The organism is Paenibacillus sp. J22R67, assembly GCF_059692175.1.
Genome location: NZ_JCAUAX010000003.1, coordinates 40453 through 58940, shown reverse-complemented (window position 1 = coordinate 58940; position 18488 = coordinate 40453). Strand labels below are relative to the sequence as shown.

Here is an 18488-nt window from a genome sequence, read left to right as displayed (position 1 = left end):
CTTCTTATGCTGTCTACTCCCGCGACACGCCTGCGCTTTCGAATGTCGCCATCTCTCTCATGATCTTGCCTGCGGCTTCGATCAAGTTAAAGACAAGCACCGCGCCTGTTCCTTCGCCTAGGCGCATATCCATCTGCAGCATCGCAGAGAGGCCCACCGCCTCGAGCATCTTCGCATGTCCCTGCTCTTGAGATAAGTGCGAGGCGAGCATGTAAGACGCGCTTAGCGGGGCTAATCGGCTCGCCACAAGCGCTGCCGCCGACGAGATATAACCGTCGACGACTACCGGGCAGCGATTCTTCGCTGCGCCAAGAATCACGCCAACCAGTCCGGCGATCTCCAATCCGCCGACTTTACTGAGCACCTCAAGCGCGAAGTCGCCGCTTGTGCTATTGGCGTTGTCCTTAGCCGGGCGAAGCCCGTTCACGTGGAGCGCCTTGTTGACAACAGTCCGCTTATGCAGCCATTTCGCATCATCAATGCCCGTGCCGCGTCCTACGGATATTTCAGCATCTACGCCTGACAATGCGCATAGAATCGCTGCGCTAGCCGTTGTGTTGCCGATCCCCATTTCGCCGGTTGCGAAAAGGCGATAGCCCTTATGCGCTAGGTCATCCACTAACTCGACACCTGCCTCAATCGCTTGCACCGTTTCATCCAATGTAAGTGCCGCTTCACGCGCCATATTGCGCGAACCTTTTCTCACCTTGCGTGAAACCAAGTTCGGATGCTCCAGATCTGCATTGACCCCCATGTCAACGCAAACAACGTCTGCTCCTGCATGTCTGGCAAGCACATTAACTGCTGCTCCGCCATGAAGGAAGTTCAGTACCATCTGCGGTGTGACTTCCGCTGGGAACGCGCTGATGCCTTCCTCACAAACACCATGATCGCCAGCCATCACGATGACCGCTTTTTTATCGAAAAGTGGCTTCACTTCACCGGTAATCCCGGCAACTTGCCGCGCAATATCTTCTAATTTACCTAGGCTTCCCTGCGGTTTAGTTAATTGATCCAAGTGATCGTTCGCCTGCTTCACCACATCTGCATGAATGGGTTCGATGGCCCTGATAATCGCCTGCAAATTACTCATCTTCTATTCCTCCGTTACCAAGTTGATTATTTTCCTGGTTGCAATAATATCTGTGGTGCTTGGTTCGCAGGGTGCTGCAGAACAATGGGTTCTGTTCCGTAGACCTTGGTAATTAACTTGCTAGTGATGATCTCTTCAGGCGTTCCTATCGCTGCCAGCTCTCCGTTATGTATCACCATCAGCCGTGTGCAGTATTGTGCGGCCAAATTCAAGTCATGCAGAACAGCCACAACGGTTAACTGCGACTCACGCTGCCATTCCCGAATGTAATCCATCATCTGCACTTGATATCCAATATCCAAAAAGGTTGTAGGCTCATCTAGCATGAGTAGTCGCGGTTGTTGGGCCATGACTTTCGCAAGCGCTACCCGCTGCCTCTCACCGCCGCTGAGACGCTCAATCGTTCGTTCAACAAGCGGCTGCAGATGCAGCTTCCGAATGATAGCTTCGATTAATTGCTCTGCTTCCGCTATATCCTCACCAAGCCAATTCTGAAAGGGATAACGGCCCATTTCCACAACTTCACGAATTGTAAAACCAACAGGCGGCAGTGCATCTTGCTGCAAAACTGCCAGCCATCTGGCTAGTTCCTTGCGTGAATAGGCAGATGTTTGTCGACCCTCCAGCTCTACAGAACCTTTTTTAACCGGATCAATCCCGGAAAGAAGGCGAAGTAACGTCGATTTCCCGCTGCCATTTGGCCCAATAATACCAAAAAACTCGCCGTGTTTGACCTCAAAGCTAATATTTTCAAGTACCGACCGTTCATGAAAGCTTTGGGAAAGCTGCTCCACTTTAATCATCTTTTTCAACCTCTTAACGTTTTCTTATCCTTATGTAGCAAATAGGCAAAAAATGGCGCGCCCAAAAACGCCGTGATAACACCAAGCGGAATCTCCGTCGGACTTAGCAAAGTGCGAGCGAGCGTGTCCGCCCACAAGACATAAATGCCACCTCCAATGGCGGATAAAGGAATTATGAGACGATAGTCCGGACCCACGATTAGACGAACTAAGTGCGGAATGATAAGCCCTACGAAACCGATAACGCCTGCTACAGAGACAGCTGCTGCCGTAATGAAGGTAGCTACAATTAGCACAATCAGCTTCGTACGTTCAACATTCACTCCCAAATGGGAGGCCTGCCGCTCTCCTAGCGCAAGCAAGTTCAATGATCTTGCATAGCTAAGCAGTATGACTAAACCAATGACTAAATATGGTGAAATAATCGTTATATACGGCCATCCCCGCATCGCCAAACTGCCCATTAACCAAAAAACAATCTCATTAATGACCTGCTTGGAAATCGAAACCATAAAGGAAACAATCGCGCCAAGAAAAGCCTGCATGACAACGCCAGACAAAATAAGCGTCTCCATCTTCAGCTTGCCATCGATCTGAGCCAGCTTAAGAACGAGGAAAAGTGAAATGAGTCCCGTTACAAAAGCAACAATCGGAATCGACCATTGCCCAAACAAAGCCATTTGCAGCCCAAAATAGATTAAAAACGCCGCCCCGACCGAAGCGCCTGAAGAAACTCCCAGCGCATAAGGATCTGCCAGCGGATTGCGCAGAACGCCTTGGAAAGCAGCTCCAGCAACGGAGAGAGAGGCCCCTACAAGAATCCCAAGCAATACGCGAGGTAAACGCACCTTATTGATGATTTGCTCCGATGACTGCTGCCAGGTAACGTCGATATAGTGACCAACCCATGGAATATGCTTCCCTAGGATGCCCGCAATTTGGAGAACTGGAAGATTGGCCGTTCCCAGCGATAAACTTGCCAAAATAGAAAGAAGAAGGAGTATAGCTCCTACTCCTCCCCACAGCATAAGTTTTTTTTTCATTTATTTCACCAGTTCAGGATATATGCCTTTCGCCATTTCCAGCAGTCCATCGGTCAATCTCGGTCCCGGACGGCTCAGCAGGTTCTGGTCAAGACCGATTACCTGTTTGTTCTTCACAGCTTCAATAGCATCCCATCCGCTTCGCGTACGAATAATTTCATCCAGCGATTTCTTGCTTTTGCTATCTACAACACCGTTCGCAAAGAGAATAACAGCTGGGTTTTGCCCGATGATTTTCTCTTCGCTGATTTGGTACCAGCCTTTGCCATCGCCAGCTACATTAATGCCACCCGAAAGTTTGATCAGCTCATCCATGAATTCGCCACTGCCGACTGTCCAGCCTGGACTGAACTCTATGTATACTTTTTTCTTATTTTCTTGTTTTACGTCTTTCACGGCATTGACAACTTTCTGACGATCTGCCTTCATCTTGGAGACTATTTTCTCAGCTTGTTCTTGATGATCTGTAATCAAACCATAAGTTTCAATGTTCGCAATCGCATCATCCAACGTCTTGGGCTCCACTTTAAACACGTTAATGTTCGACTCGCGCAGCTGTTTAACCGTATCTTCTTTCATTGAGACACCTGTAAACACAATATTCGCGTTCGTGGCGATCAAGGCTTCCTGGTTGGGCTTTGTGATACTGCCTAATTTGGGCTTTGACTTCGCTGCTTCCGGATAATCATCGAAATCGGAAACACCGACAATATTAGCATCCAATCCAAGTGCAAAAAGGGCTTCCGTTTCTGCTGGCGAAACAGATGCTATCCGCTCTGGCGCCTTGTCAAAAGTGAATTCTTTCCCCGTTGCATCTTTAATTTTCAGCGGATACGCCGTCTTTTTGGAAGTCGCAGCTGTTGATGCAGAAGGCGTAGGCGCCGTTGTTGCCTCTCCACCAAGCTTGGATGGGTTAGTAATTTCCACTTCTTGCTTACCGCATGCTGCTAAGCTAACTGCCGTCGCTAAAGCAACCGTTAGGATTAGCGCCCTCTTCATCCCTTTTTTATTCATTTGCATGATGTAACCTCTCTCTCTGAAACATTTGATTTCGGTTGACCCAAAATAAAAAGCCCCTCTGTTCCTAAGGAACAAAGGGGACGATAAATCGCGGTACTCAGCAACGAACCCGTTGCCTCCTGATTTAACGCGATCCTTTTCCTCGAAGGATGTCGTAACGGCACCATGGCAGGTATCCTGGCTCTCCGGCTATACATACGTACCTTCCGGATTACAGTGGCGGGACCGCGCCGGACTTTAACCGGCTTCCCTTTTAAGCGGCAATGATCTTCATTTCTGAATTCGTTGCCGACACCATTGGCTGCATATTTGACTATCAATCTAATTGTCGATTATAGACTTCTTGCTACTTTTGTGCAATAACCTTAAGTACTTTCTTGGCTTCCTCTAGCTTCGGCGCATTGACAGGTATGAAAGCAATAAGTCCTTTTCCTTCAAATCCTTGCTCCTTCATCCACTTGTTCCCTGAGAGCGGAATCCCATACAAATGCTTTTCTGCAGGCTTGCCCTCTTCCGTGATTTCGACAACCCCGTCCGGATAATCAGAAGGGCTAATCGTCTCATCCAAAGATACGAACCCAGCTTGTTGGCTTAATGCTTTAAATTGCTCATCAGCAAGAATAAAGATGCCATTTCCTCCTGCCGCTAGTTCAACAACCATTTTTTCCATGGAGAAAATAGGGGATGTATTCAGTTTGACGGTAGGAACCTCGCCGATCTTCGATTTCAAAGATGCCTCCAACTTCTCACCCGCATCACTTGGGAACCCATTTTGACCCATTACAAATATTGAAACATCCGGCTTCGGTCCTCCGCAACCCGCGAGCATCACCATAAGCGCCGACACCAGCACTACCATTATCAATTTCAATTTCATGTTGTAAAAGTACCTCCGTATACGATCTTAATCTATCGATAGTCGCGAGAAAAGTCGGTTTTCACCGACTTTTCTTCCAATTATTCATATATTCATTTATTTTGAGATCAAGTATCGTACTGAGTTCCACGACGGATTCGGATGTCATTTCTTCCCCGTCTAGAACCATCTGTTCTAACCTGCGCCGTAGAGAATGAATCTCTTCTTCTAATAAGTTTAGGGAGTTACGTTTCTTAGCACGCTTAGTCAACCAACGTTGTTCGAAATCTTGTTCATTGATTTGTAAATGTTTTCGATAGGTTGATAGTTGGTATTCCATGAAAGCCATGCTCATCCCTCCTTATTACAAGAATACCAGTTTTCGCGAATAATGAACATAGATTTTTCGTATAGAATTACAAATTTCTTAGAAATTTTCCGATTCTCTCCAAGGCTTCATTCAGTTGAGAAACGCTATACGCATAGGAGCAACGCAAGAAACCTTCCCCACCTAATCCAAACACATCTCCCGGTACAGCAGCAACTTTAGCTTCGAATAAAAGTCGCTGTGCAAATTCATCTGAAGTTAGTCCTGTGGCAATAACACTTGGGAAGGCATAGAAAGCACCCTGCGGTTCATGGCACTCAAGCCCAATATCGCGGAACCCTTTGACAACCAGACGCCTGCGTTGATTGTAGGATTCTATCATGCGGTCTTTCTCTTCTAAACCATTCGTCAGAGCCTCGTGTGCAGCAACTTGCCCCATAACAGGTGCGCACATCACCGTATACTGGTGAATTTTGGTCATAGCCGAGATCAACTCTTGGTGACCGCATGCGTATCCCATTCTCCAGCCAGTCATCGCAAAAGCTTTGGAAAAGCCGCTGACTAGAATCGTCCGATCTTTCATACCGGGAACAGCTGCAAAACTCACATGCTTCTGACCGTAAGTCAATTCCGCGTAAATCTCATCCGAAATGACAATAAGATCGTTCTCTTCGACAACTTTGGCAATTGGCAGCCAGTCCTCATAAGTCATTATGCCGCCAGTAGGATTGCTTGGATAGCATAGAATTAAAATCTTGGAGCGTGGTGTAATGGCGTCACGGAGAGCCTTCTCCGTTAGTTTGAACTGGTCCTTCGCGAATGTTTCGATTCCGACAGCAACACCGCCGCTAATACTCGTAATTGGCGAGTAAGAGATGTAGCAAGGTTCTGGGATTAGAATCTCGTCCCCCGGCGTAATCAAAGCACGCAATGCCAAGTCAATGGCCTCACTGCCTCCGACGGTCACCAGAACTTCATTGGACGGCTCATATTTCACTTTAAATGACGTGTACAAATAATCCGCAATCGCTTCACGAAGTTCAGGAATCCCTGAGTTTGGTGTATATTTCGTTCTGCCGCGCTCTAAAGAGTAAACAGCTGCTTCACGGACGTGCCAAGGGGTTGAGAAATCGGGCTCCCCTACGCCAAGAGAAATAATATCATCCTTACTGTTGCTAACTAGATCAAAAAACTTCCGAATACCTGATGGCTTCATTTCACGTACGGCAGGAGCAAGGTAACCTTGCATCGATTTCACTTTGTTCGGCTCTACGATTGTCTCATTTTTGATCATGGCGTTACCTCTTCCTTACGGAGAGACAAGCATCCGATGATCATCTGCCTGATCCTCGAAAATGATGCCGTCTTGTTTGTATTTTTTTAAGATAAAATTCGTTTTAGTTGAAAGCACGCGGTCAATGGGTGATAGCTTGTTAGATACGAATGAAGCGACTTGTTTAAGAGAACTGCCTTCGATCTCTACAAGTAAATCGTAAGCGCCAGACATGAGATACACAGATTTAACTTCTGGATATAAATAGATCCGTTCCGCAATAGCGTCGAACCCGCGTCCGCGTTCAGGCGTAATTTGCACTTCAATTAGGGCGGTAACCTTTTCGTCATCTACTTTGCTCCAGTTAACAACTGTGGCGTACTTGACGATGACCTTATCCGCTTCCATCTCGCTTATCGCTCGCGCCACCTCGTCCTCCGCTGTTCCTAACATCGTGGCGATGAGTTCCGCACTCCGGCGGGCGTCTTCTTTCAGTAATTCGAGAATTTTAAGCTTCAAAGCATCCATGGTTAACCAACCTTTCTGAGATCGTATTCATTCATCCTTTCATCTTACAATGAATTGCTGTCCTAATTCAATTACTCCGCTCATCAAATTTTCAGATAATTTGTGTATAAATGATGTTTCCTGCCAAAGAACAAAAAAAAGCCGCCTGAACCAGGCAGCTTATACCTTTTCAACCAACTTAGATTCCAGCTTTCAGCAATTTAGCAACCATATGTTCAATTTCACGGTGCTCATACGTAGGTCGCACATGGATATTCGGTTCGTTAGCCATGCAGCCAATACCAACAAGCGTATTCTCATCATACACAGAAATCACATTCTGAGATTCTAGCTGGTTCCAGTTCACTTGATTTTGAGCACCGGTTGTTATGCATTCACTTGTATATGTCTGTATAAACTCATTGAGTTGATCATTTGCGGGATGTCCATTAATGTAGGCTAATTTCAAGGTAAATCCACCTCTCTGCAATCGCTTTGTTACTTCTATAATTATACTCAATAATGAATTTTTATTCAATATTTTTCTCGGATTATAAAAAAAATACGACTTCTGGACGTTTCGATCCAGTAAGCCGCACTCCTTGCCTGGCCTATATTCAAAATAGGTCCATACTTAAATATCTTTCACCCGTATCCGGTGCAATGCAAAGCACCCTTTTCCCCGTTCCAAGCTTACGGGCAATTTCCAACCCCGTCCAAACCGATGCTCCAGCGGACGGTCCTACGAGAATACCTTCTTTACTAGCCAAGTCTTTCATCGTGCTGATCGCATCCTCATCCGTAACTTGTACAATCTGATCATAAACGCTCGTATTCAAAATAGAGGGTACAAAGCCTGGACTCGTGCCAACAAGCTTATGCGGCCCTGGGCTTCCTCCTGATAGAACCGGAGACCCCTTTGGCTCCACCACATAAATCTGTATGTTCGGCAGCTTCTCGCGGAGCACCTCTCCCGTTCCCGTGATGGTTCCACCGGTGCCTGAAGTAGCAATGAAAGCATCCAGACGCCCTTCCATTTGCTCCAAAATCTCAGGGGCCGTCGTAACCCGGTGAATGCTCGGATTAGCAGGATTCTCGAACTGCTGAGGGATGTAGCTGTTCGGGATTTGATCCCTTAGCTCCTGTGCTTTGGCAATAGCTCCTGGCATCCTCAGCGCGGCAGGCGTCAGGACAACCTCTGCGCCATAGGCCTTGAGCAGGTTAATCCGTTCCTTTGACATGTTATCCGGCATGATGAGAATCGCTTTATAGCCTTTGGCTGCGGCGTTCATAGCCAGACCAATGCCCGTATTGCCGCTGGTGGGCTCGATAATCGTTGCGCCCGGACGGAGCAGTCCGTTTTTTTCTGCTTGCTCGATTAAGTTAAAAGCCGCCCGATCTTTCACGCTGCCGCTTGGGTTAAAATATTCAAGCTTTACATACAACTCTGCATCACCAGGCTCCACCAATCGATGAATGCGGACTGCTGGCGTATCGCCAATTAGCTCTGTGATGCTGTTCACCATTTTTTTATGTGACAAGGGTTGCCCCCCTCCTCTTCCCAATAACCAACACTATCCACATTTTCATAGGGAAGTCTAAGATATGTCAAGTTTTAATTGCGGATAACTGCTTTTTCATAAAATACCAGCTAAAAAGCGGAGAGCTGCCAATAATTAATAAAAGCACATTAATGACAAGTGGCGTTTTGCTCCACGAAATCACACCTATGAATAGCAGAACACCGCAGACCCTGCCAACATTCAAGGCAAGCTCACGGAGCACAATATACTCTTCTCTCTGCTTTGCGCTTTCTTCCGTCGAACCAATTAGATCAAATACAGCCGATACCATCGGTACGGAGTACATAGGAAAGAAAAGCGCTGACCCCAATCCGAAAATCAGCAAAGTGCTATATCCCATTTTCCAGAAAAAAGGAAGAATGATCGCTACCACCATAGTTGCGCCGATAAACATGCTAACCTTCCGGAAACGAGGTTTTATAAATCGGCCTGCGGCCCAGAAGCTTACTAAAGAGACCGCTGACGTAATCAACACAAAGTTCCCAAGACTCGCTTCACTTGAAGTGGAAATATAAACGAGCAGAGCGATCATGAAACCGAAGACACCTTCCCTAACGCCCTGAAAAACTAGGGCCAAGCTAACTCGCTTCCAAGGCGTTTCCGCTTGCCGAAGACTTCGAATAGGGAACATCCATTCGTAGGTTCCTTGTACTTTTCTCTTTTTCAAAAAAAAGCTAATCACTACACCTAACAGAAAGATACCGAGCGAAATCGAAAAGATTAACCGGTAGCCCTTGATATCTCCCAAACTTACAATCAATAAACCTGAAATCCATGGCGCAATAATGCCCGCTCCAGCTCCAAGCAGCCCTACTGAACCGTTAAATCGATCTCGATTGTCAGGGTCCGTCACTTCAAAATAAACAACGTTAAAAGCAACCCAGAACAGCCCTGCTGAAATTCCTTGCACGATGCCCAGCCAAACAAAATATTGAAAGCTGTTGGCCCCTAACCACAGAACCAGCATATAAAAGACGGCCGAAATGGCTACGCCGATGCGCAAACAGTTCATTTTATTATGCTCTTTCACCCATTTCCCTGCTAACCAGAAGGTGATGGCCATCGTCAAATGAGTCGCCAATGTGAACCAGCCAATTAAAGCGTAGTCATTTTTGGCCTTCCACAAATAGACGCCAACGAAAGTTCCCGACAGCGCATTTGCGCTGCCAAATAGCGTATGAACAATAAGCAGAAGAATCGCCTGTGAGTCCAATCGACCTTTTTTTGCTTCCGACTTATTTTCCTGAGCAGGCTGCTTATCGCGATCCTCAAAATAATTACCCTTCTGTCGTTCTTTCCCTTTACCTAGATGCCTTCGCTGCATGCTCTCATCATTGTGCATACTTCCCTCACCTTTCCCCTCGGATAAGAAATAGTTCTAGTTAAGCTTCCCTATTCAGGTGAAAGTATGAGGTATTTCCAGAATAAAAAAACCGAATCCATGAGGACTCGGTTTGCTCTTTACTCCGATTTAATGCGTTCAACCATCAGTAATCGGTCTGTATCGGACAATACTTTTTCAACTTTAAAGCAGGATGGACATACATATACATTCATCGTGAATGGTGCCGTCAGGAACGCGCTGCCCAGCGTCTTGGGAATGGTTGGTGTGAAGGAAGATTCATTTACGATTTCATTCCCGGCAAGCAGAAGCAGTTCGTGACAGTTCGAGCATTCCGGAGCTTCTTCTTGCTCATCTGTGATATGCTGTACCTTTTCTCCATATTTATCAAGCGGCTCATCCGAGTCATCCCATGCCAAAGACAAATCCTCATCAGCATCTGGAAACTCCTGCTCTTGAAAACGGAGCGGTTGACCCGTTAATTTCACTTTCAAATCAATACTGCGATAATCATTCAACTCGTTAAAACAATGCGGGCATTCATCCTCCGGCCCAATCTCCGGATCCCAAACGATCTCCGTTTGGCACCAAGGACAAACAACTTCTTCATTCGCACTCATGACGTAATCCTCCATCTATTGCACTCAAGCAAATTTCATTAAATAATAAATCCCTGCCGCCATAAATACAAAGGCAATAGCAAACAAGGTGCCCCACAGGTATTTCATGTTCAAGCCTCCAAGACTATGTATGATTCTAAGTTACGCACGCGCCCACTACGTAAGATAGGGAGACAGATAGCGTCAAAGACAAGAAACCTACAGCACGATTATCCTTTTTGATTTCTTCATCAATTTTAAAATAAGGTGTTAAGAACTCAAAAATGAAGTAGGCTGCCAGCAACAGCAAGAATCCGTAGCCTGCCCAAATAAGAGAGTGAATCATCGTGTCATTATTCAAAATGGCAAACCGGAACAAGTTACAAATCCCAAAAATTTTCCCGCCTGTCGCCATTGCCACAGAGAGGTTACCTTTTTTGATCTCTGCCCAGTCATCATACTTTGTGACCATTTCGAAAATCGTTAAAAATATCACAAGCGCGATGACAGCAACTGCAAAAAATGCAAGCGTCGATAAATACGGATTACTCAGCAACACATCCACCTCTTCATTCATATCGTCTCCTGCCTTCCTTCCACGTAGAGAGTTTAAACCTTGATTTAAAAATCCCTATATACGGTAGAAGAGACTGAGTTAGGCTCAGTCTCTCGCAGGTACTATTAGTATATCATTAAGATTGTTTTTTTTCAGCAAGCTTTGCTTTCATAGCTGCCAATTCATCATCGATGCCGCTTTTGCTTGCGCCAAGTCCTTCGAGCTCATCGTCCAGGCTGCGGTTTTTGGAACGAATCTCGCCGCTTGCTTGTGCTTCAGCTTCCATTTGAAGCACTTTCTCGCTCATGCGGTCAAAGCCTTTGGCTGCGTTGTCTGTACCAAACCCGGACATCGCTTGATTGATTTGTTTTTGCGCTTTTGCTGTTTCAGCACGGGCAATCAACAAATCCTTCTTGTTTTTCATTTTGTTGAACTCATCTTTCATCTCAGTCAACTGATCGCGAAGCTGATCCGCATTGGTTTTGGCAAGATCATATTGACGTTTCAACTCATCGAAACGAACTTGCTGCTCTTTCTTGTCTTCCAGAGCGCGACGGGCCAAATCTTCATTACCAGCTTCAAGAGCTTTCATAGCTTGCTCTGTACGTTTGGTAACCATTTCTTCTGATTCTTCGTATTGAAGCTTGAATTTCTTCTCGATAGCGATTTGCTTAGCGACTGCAGATTCTGCTTCCAAAATGTCTTCTTCCATATCACGCAAAAACTGGTTTAACATCTTAACCGGGTCTTCTGCTTTGTCCAGCAAGTCATTCACCGAAGCCATCGTCATATCACGTAATCTTTTAAAAATACCCATTCTGAATTCCTCCTAAGGTTAAACCTTATTTATTTTATAATTGGTGTTGCGTTTTGTTTTCTAATCACCGGTGCTTACACACATTAAATACGCAATCCCAAAGAATGAGTTTCAAAAAGTTGAAAATATTTTTAAAAGTTATTTCAGTTCCACAACCGTTACTCCGGCTCCGCCTTCATTGTAGTTCCCCATGCGGTAACTTTTCACGTGTTTGTGGCGGCGCAGATACTCCTGCATGCCTGTGCGCAGCACACCTGTTCCTTTGCCATGAATCAGGTACACTTGCCCCAGATTGCCAAGGAAAGATTCGTCAAGGAAGCGGTCTGCCTCAATCATCGCTTCCTCCATGTTCAACCCGCGCATATCCAATTCCATGCGAATGCTGTCATCCCTTGTTCGTTTGACCGTAATTGCCGCCTGATGGGCCGGTTTCTTCTGAACAGGGCTGCCTATTTTCTCGAGGTTGGTTATCTCAACCTTCATTTTCATAATCCCTAGCTGCACAGTTGCTTCCGTAGGGCTAACGATTTCGACCACGTGACCCTTCTGACCCAGGCTCACGACACGCACTTCATCACCGGCCTCGATTCTCTCAGGCCGCTTCTTCGCCGCGCGAACTTGCTTCTCGCGCAGTTCTGGCGCCGCCTGATCGAGGCGGCGCTTCGCTTCAACCAGCCGGTGGTCCTTGACCCCACCGGCTTCTTCTTGTGCCATGCGCCGCAGATCGGCGATCACTTCGTCCGCCTCGCGGCGCGCCTTGGCGACAGCCTCACGCGCGTCGCGTTCTGCTTTCTCGAGCAGCTTATCGCGCTGCTCATCGAACTTCAGCTGCTGAGCCTCTAGCGTTCGGCGCATCTCTTCCGCCTCGTGACGCAGCCTCTCAGCACTCTCACGTTCCGCTTCGGCAACTAATCGATTCTCTTCGAGGGAAGCGATCATCGACTCTACGCGTTTATCCTCTTCGCCAACCTGGGTGCGCGCATGCTCAATAATTCGGCGTGACAAACCAAGACGTTCAGCTATCGCAAACGCGTTGCTTCGCCCAGGAACACCTACAAGCAAACGATAAGTTGGACTCAAGGTTTGGATATCAAATTCCATACTCGCGTTTATTGTGCCTTTTGTCTGATACGCATAAGCCTTGAGCTCCGAATAGTGGGTCGTCGCAATGATTCTACAGCCTATTTGGTGTATATAATCAAGAATCGAGATAGCCAGTGCAGACCCTTCAGCAGGATCTGTTCCCGCGCCAAGTTCGTCAAGCAGCACTAAGCTCTTAGGCGTCATATCCCGTAATATGCTGATGATGTTAGTCATATGACTTGAAAAGGTACTTAGGTTCTGCTCGATGCTCTGTTCATCCCCAATATCGGCATAAATAGCATCGAATACACATAATTGAGTGCCTTCTTCCGCGGGTACAAACAAGCCTGACATCGCCATCAAACTTAATAAACCCACGGTTTTGAGAGAAACTGTTTTCCCCCCTGTATTCGGTCCGGTCACAATAATTTGCGAAAAATCATTCCCTAATTCCAAATCAAGCGGAACAACGAGTTCTGCCGCGATAAGCGGATGACGACCGCGCTTGATTTTGATAAATCCTCGGTCATTCAACCTTGGCATCGTAGACTTTAGCTCTCTAGCCAGACCAGCTTTGGCGAATGTAAAATCCAGCTCAGCCAACTGATCTACATCGTAAACAAGAACATCTACCTGTTCAGCCACAAGTGCAGTCAAGGCGCGCAAAATTTTCTCAATTTCCGCTTCTTCCTTGAACTTAAGCTCACGGATCTTATTGTTCAACTGAACAATAGCGTCCGGTTCAATGTATAAAGTCGCGCCAGATGCCGATTGATCATGAACCATCCCGCCGAAGTTAGAACGATATTCCGATTTTACCGGAATAACGTATCGATCGTTGCGGATCGTGATCAGCACATCCTGCAACATCTTCTGTATCGATGAATTGCGCAGCATCTGCTCCAGACGCTCACGTACCCTGCTCTCGCCCGTTCGCAGCTCACTACGCACACGTCCTAGTTCAATGCTTGCGCTATCAACAACCACAGCATTCTCATCAATGCAGCTATTAATTTTATCTTCTAATGACTTATTCTCAGTAAGTAGTTCCACCTGCCCCTTGAGCATCGGAATCGGATATTCCTCGTGAACAGCCAGAATAAATCTTTTTAGCCTGCGGGTACCAAACATCGTCGTCGAGATGTCCAGCAATTCCGCCGGATTCAACATCCCGCCAATTCTTGCACGGTGCAAGGAAGATCGAATGTCACGTATCCCGCCAAATGGGGCGTTACCTTTCAATCGTTCTACATTTACCGCTTCATCGGTTGCTTGCAGCCGCAGCTTAACGAGTTCAAAATCCCCGATCGGTTCAAGATTTTGGACAGCATCCTTCCCGAGAGAGGTAGCCGCATGATGAGCTAGTTTATGTAAAATTTTCGCATATTCTAATGTTTTAATAATTTTCTTATTCAACTGTCCCAACCTCATTTCTATCCTATATTATAAACCATTTTGCGTATGATTAGCTACGGAGACAATTGTTATATGGAAGATGCTGCCTACCATAATCTGTGCCAAAGTTGGATACACTAATTTGTGCACCTATTCCTTCTGCCAAGGAATCGAAATAAAAGTCAAACACACCAAGCAAAATTCAACAAAAACATCTTTTCTACGCATGAGAGCGCTTTGTTTCATCGTAGAAAAAAGGAGGTTCTTGAATGCATCTTCTAGGACATCTGGTCAGGTTTATTGTGTCTGCTTTGGTATTAATGTTTGTAAGTTGGTTAGTGCCAGGATTTCAAGTCGGCGGATTCTGGAGCGCGTTTTTCCTTGCATTGGTCATTGCCATTGCTGCATGGATCATTGAAGGAATCTTTGGCAAGCAAATCACTCCCTTTGGCAGAGGAATCGTAGGCTTTCTGGTGAGTGCGCTGGTCATCTGGGCGGCCCAGTTTGTCGTAAGCAATGTTACAACGAGCATTATAGGTGCGATTTTAGCCGCTTTAGTCATTGGGATCATCGACTTATTCATTCCCGTGAAAACCCCTTTCGAACAAGGGATCACAGGTAGAGAAGATCGTCGATAACTGTATCAGTTTGTTGTCCTGATAGCCATGATAAAGCCCAAAAAAGATCGGTCTGCTGCGTATCCAACCGCCGGGCCGATCTTTTCCTTTTTTCAAACCCATCCGAACTCTTTCACTAGTTTGTCACTGTTTTTTCCAAATGAGTAATGTACAATTGAGAGGAAAACAAATACATTTTATAGTCGGAGGGTATTATGAAAAAACTACTCGTGCTTTTAATGGGAGTTGCTATAGTTATTGCAATCACTGCTTGTGGAAGTAAAGAGTCCAAACCAGCAGAAACAACTTCTCCAGCTGCAACCACGCAAGCTGCCTCTGGTGGTCAAAACGTGGTTTTGAAAGCAACTAACTTCCAATTTGATCAAGCAGAATATCGCGTAAAAAAAGGTCAGCCTGTCACTATTACTCTTGATAACTCGCAAGGTGTTCACGGTGCATCTATTAAAGAATTCAGCGTTAAACTTGATAACAGCAACAAAACATTTACGTTTACACCGGACAAAGCGGGTTCATTTCCTATCACTTGCTCCATCATGTGTGGAAACGGTCATGCCAACATGAAAACAACATTGATTGTTGAATAACAATTCTCCAATGCTTTATCGCAGCTACCCGCGGTAAGGCATTTTTTATGTTACAGACATAATAAAAGCCGCCTTTTTCTATAAAAATAGAAATCGGCAGCTTTCATATGGGAATCCCTTGCTTCCAGAGTTCTTGCAATTTACCTGCAACGTTGGGTAATTCATTAATGAGATAAGGAGCTACTGCTGAGCTCGAGAGCAGCTTTTGAAGCCCATCCGATGGGATGATCGTAATGACATTCACGGCGATAATGACGATCAAGAGCGCTTCAGCTAAGCCAAGCAACGCCCCACTCCAACGATTAATGACATTCAAGCCTGGCGTTTTAGCTAAAATATTTAATGCTCTTCCGATGAATACCAGTGCGAATTTAACCCCAAAAAACAAGATGGCAAAGGCTATTGCATTCAAGATATAGGTATCTAGATTGAGCCCTTTTACGATAAATTCGTATTTCTGATAACTTTCATAGGTGGGTAGGGAGATAGCACTCCGAAGTAGCGGCGCAAAATCCTTGTAAAAATAAAAGGCTACTAAGTAAGCAAGCACAAACCCAGCGACTGATACAATCTGAGCGATAAAGCCTCTAAAATAACCAATCAGTAAACCCAAAACGACTATAGCGAGTAACATATAATCTAACTTGTTCATAATCACTCGGATTACCGGACCGGGCTGTCTGTTTCGACTAATTCAATCCATTCATTGTACTCGTTCTGCAGCTTAGCGTATTCCTCACGAAGTTCTCTGTACTCTTCTTTAACCTGTTGAAGTTCCTTTTGCAGGGCATCGTCGTTCAAACCCTGATTTACCAATACTTCTTTGTCACTGTTGTATTGTTCTTGCAGGCGCTCTTTTTCCTCTTCCAAATATTTATTCAACAATATTCTTTCTTGCTGCTGCTGTTGAACGATTGTGTCAATTTGAGCGTGGTAATGATGAATAATAGTAGATTTTTGACCTTCATACTGTTGCACGATGTTCGTTTGTTGTTCTTGGAATTCTCCCACAAACTCTGCTTTGTCCTGCAAATGTTGCTGAACAAGCGCCTCTTTTTCTTGCTCAAACTTTTGCTGAGCTTTTGCTGCCTGATTTTTCTCTTGTTCGAGTTGTTGTTTGATTTGCTCGTTAAGCTGCTTCGCTTGGTCTTGCTGCTGTCTGGCTTGCTGTAATTGCTGTCTCAGCTGCTCTTGTTGTTGCTTGCCTTGTTCGATTTGCTGTTTGGCTAGCAAGAACTGCTGTTTCTCTTGTTCAAGCTGTTGTTTAATTTGCTCTTGGAGCAGCGTGAATTTCTCATGCTGTTGGCCAGCTTCTTGCAACTGCTGTTCCATTCGTTCTTGTAGTTGCTTATTTTTTTCCAGCTGTTGTTGAAGTATTAATTGTTGCTGCTTTTCCTGTTCAAGCTGTTGCTGCGTCTTATAAACTAGCTTTTTCTCTTGTTCGAGTTGTTGTTTGATCTGCTCGTTAAACTGCTTAGCTTGGTCTTGCTGCTGTTTGGCTTGTTGCAATTGCTGTCTCAGCTGCTCTTGTTGTTGTTTGCCCTGTTCGATTTGCTGTTTGGCTAGCAAGTGCTGTTGTTTCTCTTGTTCAAGCTGTTGTTTGATCTGCTCCTGAATAAGAGTAACTTCCTTATTCTGCTGGCCAGCTTGTTGTAATTGTTGGTCCATTTGTGCTTGTAATTCTAATAGCTGCTGCTTCTCCTGATCAAGCTGTTGCTGCGTCTTGAAAACTTGTTTTTGTTCTTGTTCAAGTTGTTGTTTGGCTTGCAGTAATTGCTGTCTCAGCTGCTCTTGTTGTTGCTTGCCTTGTTCGATTTGCTGCTTGGCTAGCAAGTGCTGCTGTTTCTCTTGATCAAGCTGTTGTTTAATTTGCTCCTGAATGAGAATGACTTCCTCACTCTGTTTGCCTGCTTGCTGTAATTGTTGTTCCATTTGTTCTTGTATTTGCTTATTTTGTTCCACTTGTTGTAGCAATTCTATTTGCTGCTGTTTCTCTTGCTCGAGCAATTGCTGCGCTTCTATAACTTGTTTTTTCTCTTGTTCGAGTTGTTGTACGACTTGCTCGTTGAGCTTGTTCGCTTCGTCTTGCTCCTGTTTAACTTGCTGCAATTGTTGTATCAACCGCTCTTGTTCTTGGTTGCCTTGTTCAAGCTGCTGCTGAGCTTGCGTTAGCTGCTTTTGCTCCTGTTCAAGCTTTTGTTTGATTTGTTCATGAACCTTCTTAGCTTGGTCTTGTTCCTGTTTAACTTGCTGCAATTGCTGCCTCAGCAGCTCTTGCTGTTGTTTACCTTGATCGATTTGCTTTTTCGCCTGTAGATGCTGCTGCTTTTCTTGATCAAGCAGCTGCCGCGTTTGTGTAACTTGCTTTTTTTCTTGTTCTAGCTGTTGTTTGATTTGATCATGAACCTGCTTGGCTTGATCTTGCTGTTGTTTCGTTTGGTCCTGCTGCTGTTTAGCTTGCATCAATTGCTGCTTAGCTAGCTCCTGCTCTTGTTTGCCCTTTTGTACTTCTTGCTGGAGCTGCTCCTTTAGCGTCTGGGCTTGATCTAACTTAACTTTTTGTTCAGTCACGAATGCCTGTTGTTTATCATAATCATGCTTCAATTGGTTGTATGTAACGTTCATTTTCTCAAAAGCAGCTTTGGTCGCTTCTTGCTCTTTCTGCGCTGCACTCAGCTCTTCCATGATTTCATTCATTCGGAAGCATTCATCGGCCATGTTCACGGCAGCGAGCACAGCAATTCTTTGTGAATCTAAGCGCGGATAGCCCTTGGCGATGCGAAACATTTGGTCATTCACATATTCCGCAACACGCTTCATGTAATTCGTGTTGGTATCTGCTTTTAACTTGTATTGATTTCCATATATGTCAACGGTTATTTTCGTTTTGTCTTCTGTAGTCATATTATTTCCCCCTTAGATGAAAAGGCTGGCCTTATCGACGTTAATTTCGATAAGACCAGCCTGT

General features: G+C 45.4%; 19 protein-coding genes and 1 riboswitch. Of the genes, 2 read left to right on the top strand and 17 right to left on the bottom strand.

The annotated features are described in order from the left end of the window. Positions 1 to 13: 13 nt before the first annotated feature. The 15 genes from cobT to AC58VC_RS12250 all read right to left on the bottom strand — a co-directional run bounded on the left by cobT (position 14) and on the right by AC58VC_RS12250 (position 14319). Positions 14 to 1093: a nicotinate-nucleotide--dimethylbenzimidazole phosphoribosyltransferase gene (cobT, locus tag AC58VC_RS12320; protein ID WP_497369075.1), complete on the bottom strand. Its 1080-nt coding sequence runs from the start codon at positions 1091 to 1093 to the stop codon at positions 14 to 16. Positions 1094 to 1119: 26 nt separating this feature from the next. After that, positions 1120 to 1896, bottom strand: coding sequence for a heme ABC transporter ATP-binding protein (locus AC58VC_RS12315; RefSeq protein ID WP_497369074.1), 777 nt, complete (start codon positions 1894 to 1896; stop codon positions 1120 to 1122). Between the two features lie 5 nt (positions 1897 to 1901). Next, complete coding sequence (locus tag AC58VC_RS12310) at positions 1902 to 2939, bottom strand: FecCD family ABC transporter permease (protein ID WP_497369073.1); 1038 nt, start codon at positions 2937 to 2939, stop codon at positions 1902 to 1904. Next, entirely contained in the window at positions 2940 to 3953 is a 1014-nt protein-coding gene (locus tag AC58VC_RS12305; protein ID WP_497369784.1) for an ABC transporter substrate-binding protein, read from the bottom strand. It lies immediately after the preceding gene. 156 nt (positions 3954 to 4109) lie between these two features. Further along, positions 4110 to 4274, bottom strand: a riboswitch (cobalamin riboswitch). A gap of 31 nt (positions 4275 to 4305) precedes the next feature. Then, positions 4306 to 4836: a hypothetical protein gene (locus tag AC58VC_RS12300; RefSeq protein ID WP_497369072.1), complete on the bottom strand. Its 531-nt coding sequence runs from the start codon at positions 4834 to 4836 to the stop codon at positions 4306 to 4308. A 61-nt stretch (positions 4837 to 4897) separates the two neighbouring features. Then, on the bottom strand, positions 4898 to 5164 hold the full coding sequence (locus AC58VC_RS12295) for an aspartyl-phosphate phosphatase Spo0E family protein (RefSeq protein WP_127457311.1): 267 nt from the start codon (positions 5162 to 5164) through the stop codon (positions 4898 to 4900). Between the two features lie 67 nt (positions 5165 to 5231). Beyond that, positions 5232 to 6437, bottom strand: a complete 1206-nt coding sequence (locus AC58VC_RS12290) for an aminotransferase class I/II-fold pyridoxal phosphate-dependent enzyme (protein WP_497369071.1) — start codon at positions 6435 to 6437, stop codon at positions 5232 to 5234. 15 nt (positions 6438 to 6452) lie between these two features. Next, positions 6453 to 6944: an Lrp/AsnC family transcriptional regulator gene (locus tag AC58VC_RS12285; RefSeq protein WP_145666976.1), complete on the bottom strand. Its 492-nt coding sequence runs from the start codon at positions 6942 to 6944 to the stop codon at positions 6453 to 6455. Between the two features lie 178 nt (positions 6945 to 7122). Then, positions 7123 to 7392: a hypothetical protein gene (locus AC58VC_RS12280; RefSeq protein WP_497369070.1), complete on the bottom strand. Its 270-nt coding sequence runs from the start codon at positions 7390 to 7392 to the stop codon at positions 7123 to 7125. Between the two features lie 148 nt (positions 7393 to 7540). After that, positions 7541 to 8449: a cysteine synthase A gene (gene cysK / locus AC58VC_RS12275; RefSeq protein ID WP_497369783.1), complete on the bottom strand. Its 909-nt coding sequence runs from the start codon at positions 8447 to 8449 to the stop codon at positions 7541 to 7543. Between the two features lie 82 nt (positions 8450 to 8531). Continuing rightward, on the bottom strand, positions 8532 to 9848 hold the full coding sequence (locus AC58VC_RS12270; protein WP_497369069.1) for an MFS transporter: 1317 nt from the start codon (positions 9846 to 9848) through the stop codon (positions 8532 to 8534). Positions 9849 to 9967: 119 nt separating this feature from the next. Next, positions 9968 to 10468, bottom strand: a complete 501-nt coding sequence (locus tag AC58VC_RS12265; RefSeq protein WP_497369068.1) for a hypothetical protein — start codon at positions 10466 to 10468, stop codon at positions 9968 to 9970. 136 nt (positions 10469 to 10604) lie between these two features. Further along, positions 10605 to 11024, bottom strand: coding sequence for a DUF350 domain-containing protein (locus AC58VC_RS12260; protein WP_497369067.1), 420 nt, complete (start codon positions 11022 to 11024; stop codon positions 10605 to 10607). 115 nt (positions 11025 to 11139) lie between these two features. Beyond that, positions 11140 to 11820, bottom strand: a complete 681-nt coding sequence (locus AC58VC_RS12255; RefSeq protein ID WP_497369066.1) for a PspA/IM30 family protein — start codon at positions 11818 to 11820, stop codon at positions 11140 to 11142. A gap of 138 nt (positions 11821 to 11958) precedes the next feature. Next, a complete protein-coding gene (locus tag AC58VC_RS12250) occupies positions 11959 to 14319 on the bottom strand; it encodes an endonuclease MutS2 (protein ID WP_497369065.1) in 2361 nt (786 codons plus the stop codon). A gap of 248 nt (positions 14320 to 14567) precedes the next feature. Between AC58VC_RS12250 and AC58VC_RS12245 the strand changes: the two genes are divergently transcribed. After that, positions 14568 to 14936, top strand: coding sequence for a phage holin family protein (locus AC58VC_RS12245; protein ID WP_161408761.1), 369 nt, complete (start codon positions 14568 to 14570; stop codon positions 14934 to 14936). A 194-nt stretch (positions 14937 to 15130) separates the two neighbouring features. Then, positions 15131 to 15520, top strand: coding sequence for a cupredoxin domain-containing protein (locus AC58VC_RS12240; protein WP_497369064.1), 390 nt, complete (start codon positions 15131 to 15133; stop codon positions 15518 to 15520). 103 nt (positions 15521 to 15623) lie between these two features. Here the strand turns inward: AC58VC_RS12240 and AC58VC_RS12235 are convergent, their stop codons facing one another. Then, a complete protein-coding gene (locus tag AC58VC_RS12235) occupies positions 15624 to 16172 on the bottom strand; it encodes a CvpA family protein (RefSeq protein ID WP_497369063.1) in 549 nt (182 codons plus the stop codon). 11 nt (positions 16173 to 16183) lie between these two features. Next, complete coding sequence (locus AC58VC_RS12230) at positions 16184 to 18424, bottom strand: cell division protein ZapA (RefSeq protein ID WP_497369062.1); 2241 nt, start codon at positions 18422 to 18424, stop codon at positions 16184 to 16186. Positions 18425 to 18488 lie beyond the last annotated feature (64 nt).

Coding starts and splice junctions, on each gene's coding strand:
- cobT (WP_497369075.1), bottom strand. CDS start 1,093: ATGAGTAATTTGCAGGCGATTATCAGGGCCATCGAACCCATTCATGCA.
- AC58VC_RS12230 (WP_497369062.1), bottom strand. CDS start 18,424: ATGACTACAGAAGACAAAACGAAAATAACCGTTGACATATATGGAAAT.
- AC58VC_RS12310 (WP_497369073.1), bottom strand. CDS start 2,939: ATGAAAAAAAAACTTATGCTGTGGGGAGGAGTAGGAGCTATACTCCTT.
- AC58VC_RS12295 (WP_127457311.1), bottom strand. CDS start 5,164: ATGGCTTTCATGGAATACCAACTATCAACCTATCGAAAACATTTACAA.
- AC58VC_RS12270 (WP_497369069.1), bottom strand. CDS start 9,848: ATGCACAATGATGAGAGCATGCAGCGAAGGCATCTAGGTAAAGGGAAA.
- AC58VC_RS12300 (WP_497369072.1), bottom strand. CDS start 4,836: ATGAAATTGAAATTGATAATGGTAGTGCTGGTGTCGGCGCTTATGGTG.
- cysK (WP_497369783.1), bottom strand. CDS start 8,449: ATGGTGAACAGCATCACAGAGCTAATTGGCGATACGCCAGCAGTCCGC.
- AC58VC_RS12255 (WP_497369066.1), bottom strand. CDS start 11,820: ATGGGTATTTTTAAAAGATTACGTGATATGACGATGGCTTCGGTGAAT.
- AC58VC_RS12235 (WP_497369063.1), bottom strand. CDS start 16,172: ATGAACAAGTTAGATTATATGTTACTCGCTATAGTCGTTTTGGGTTTA.
- AC58VC_RS12240 (WP_497369064.1), top strand. CDS start 15,131: ATGAAAAAACTACTCGTGCTTTTAATGGGAGTTGCTATAGTTATTGCA.
- AC58VC_RS12290 (WP_497369071.1), bottom strand. CDS start 6,437: ATGATCAAAAATGAGACAATCGTAGAGCCGAACAAAGTGAAATCGATG.
- AC58VC_RS12285 (WP_145666976.1), bottom strand. CDS start 6,944: ATGGATGCTTTGAAGCTTAAAATTCTCGAATTACTGAAAGAAGACGCC.
- AC58VC_RS12315 (WP_497369074.1), bottom strand. CDS start 1,896: ATGATTAAAGTGGAGCAGCTTTCCCAAAGCTTTCATGAACGGTCGGTA.
- AC58VC_RS12245 (WP_161408761.1), top strand. CDS start 14,568: ATGCATCTTCTAGGACATCTGGTCAGGTTTATTGTGTCTGCTTTGGTA.
- AC58VC_RS12260 (WP_497369067.1), bottom strand. CDS start 11,024: ATGAATGAAGAGGTGGATGTGTTGCTGAGTAATCCGTATTTATCGACG.
- AC58VC_RS12265 (WP_497369068.1), bottom strand. CDS start 10,468: ATGAGTGCGAATGAAGAAGTTGTTTGTCCTTGGTGCCAAACGGAGATC.
- AC58VC_RS12305 (WP_497369784.1), bottom strand. CDS start 3,953: ATGAATAAAAAAGGGATGAAGAGGGCGCTAATCCTAACGGTTGCTTTA.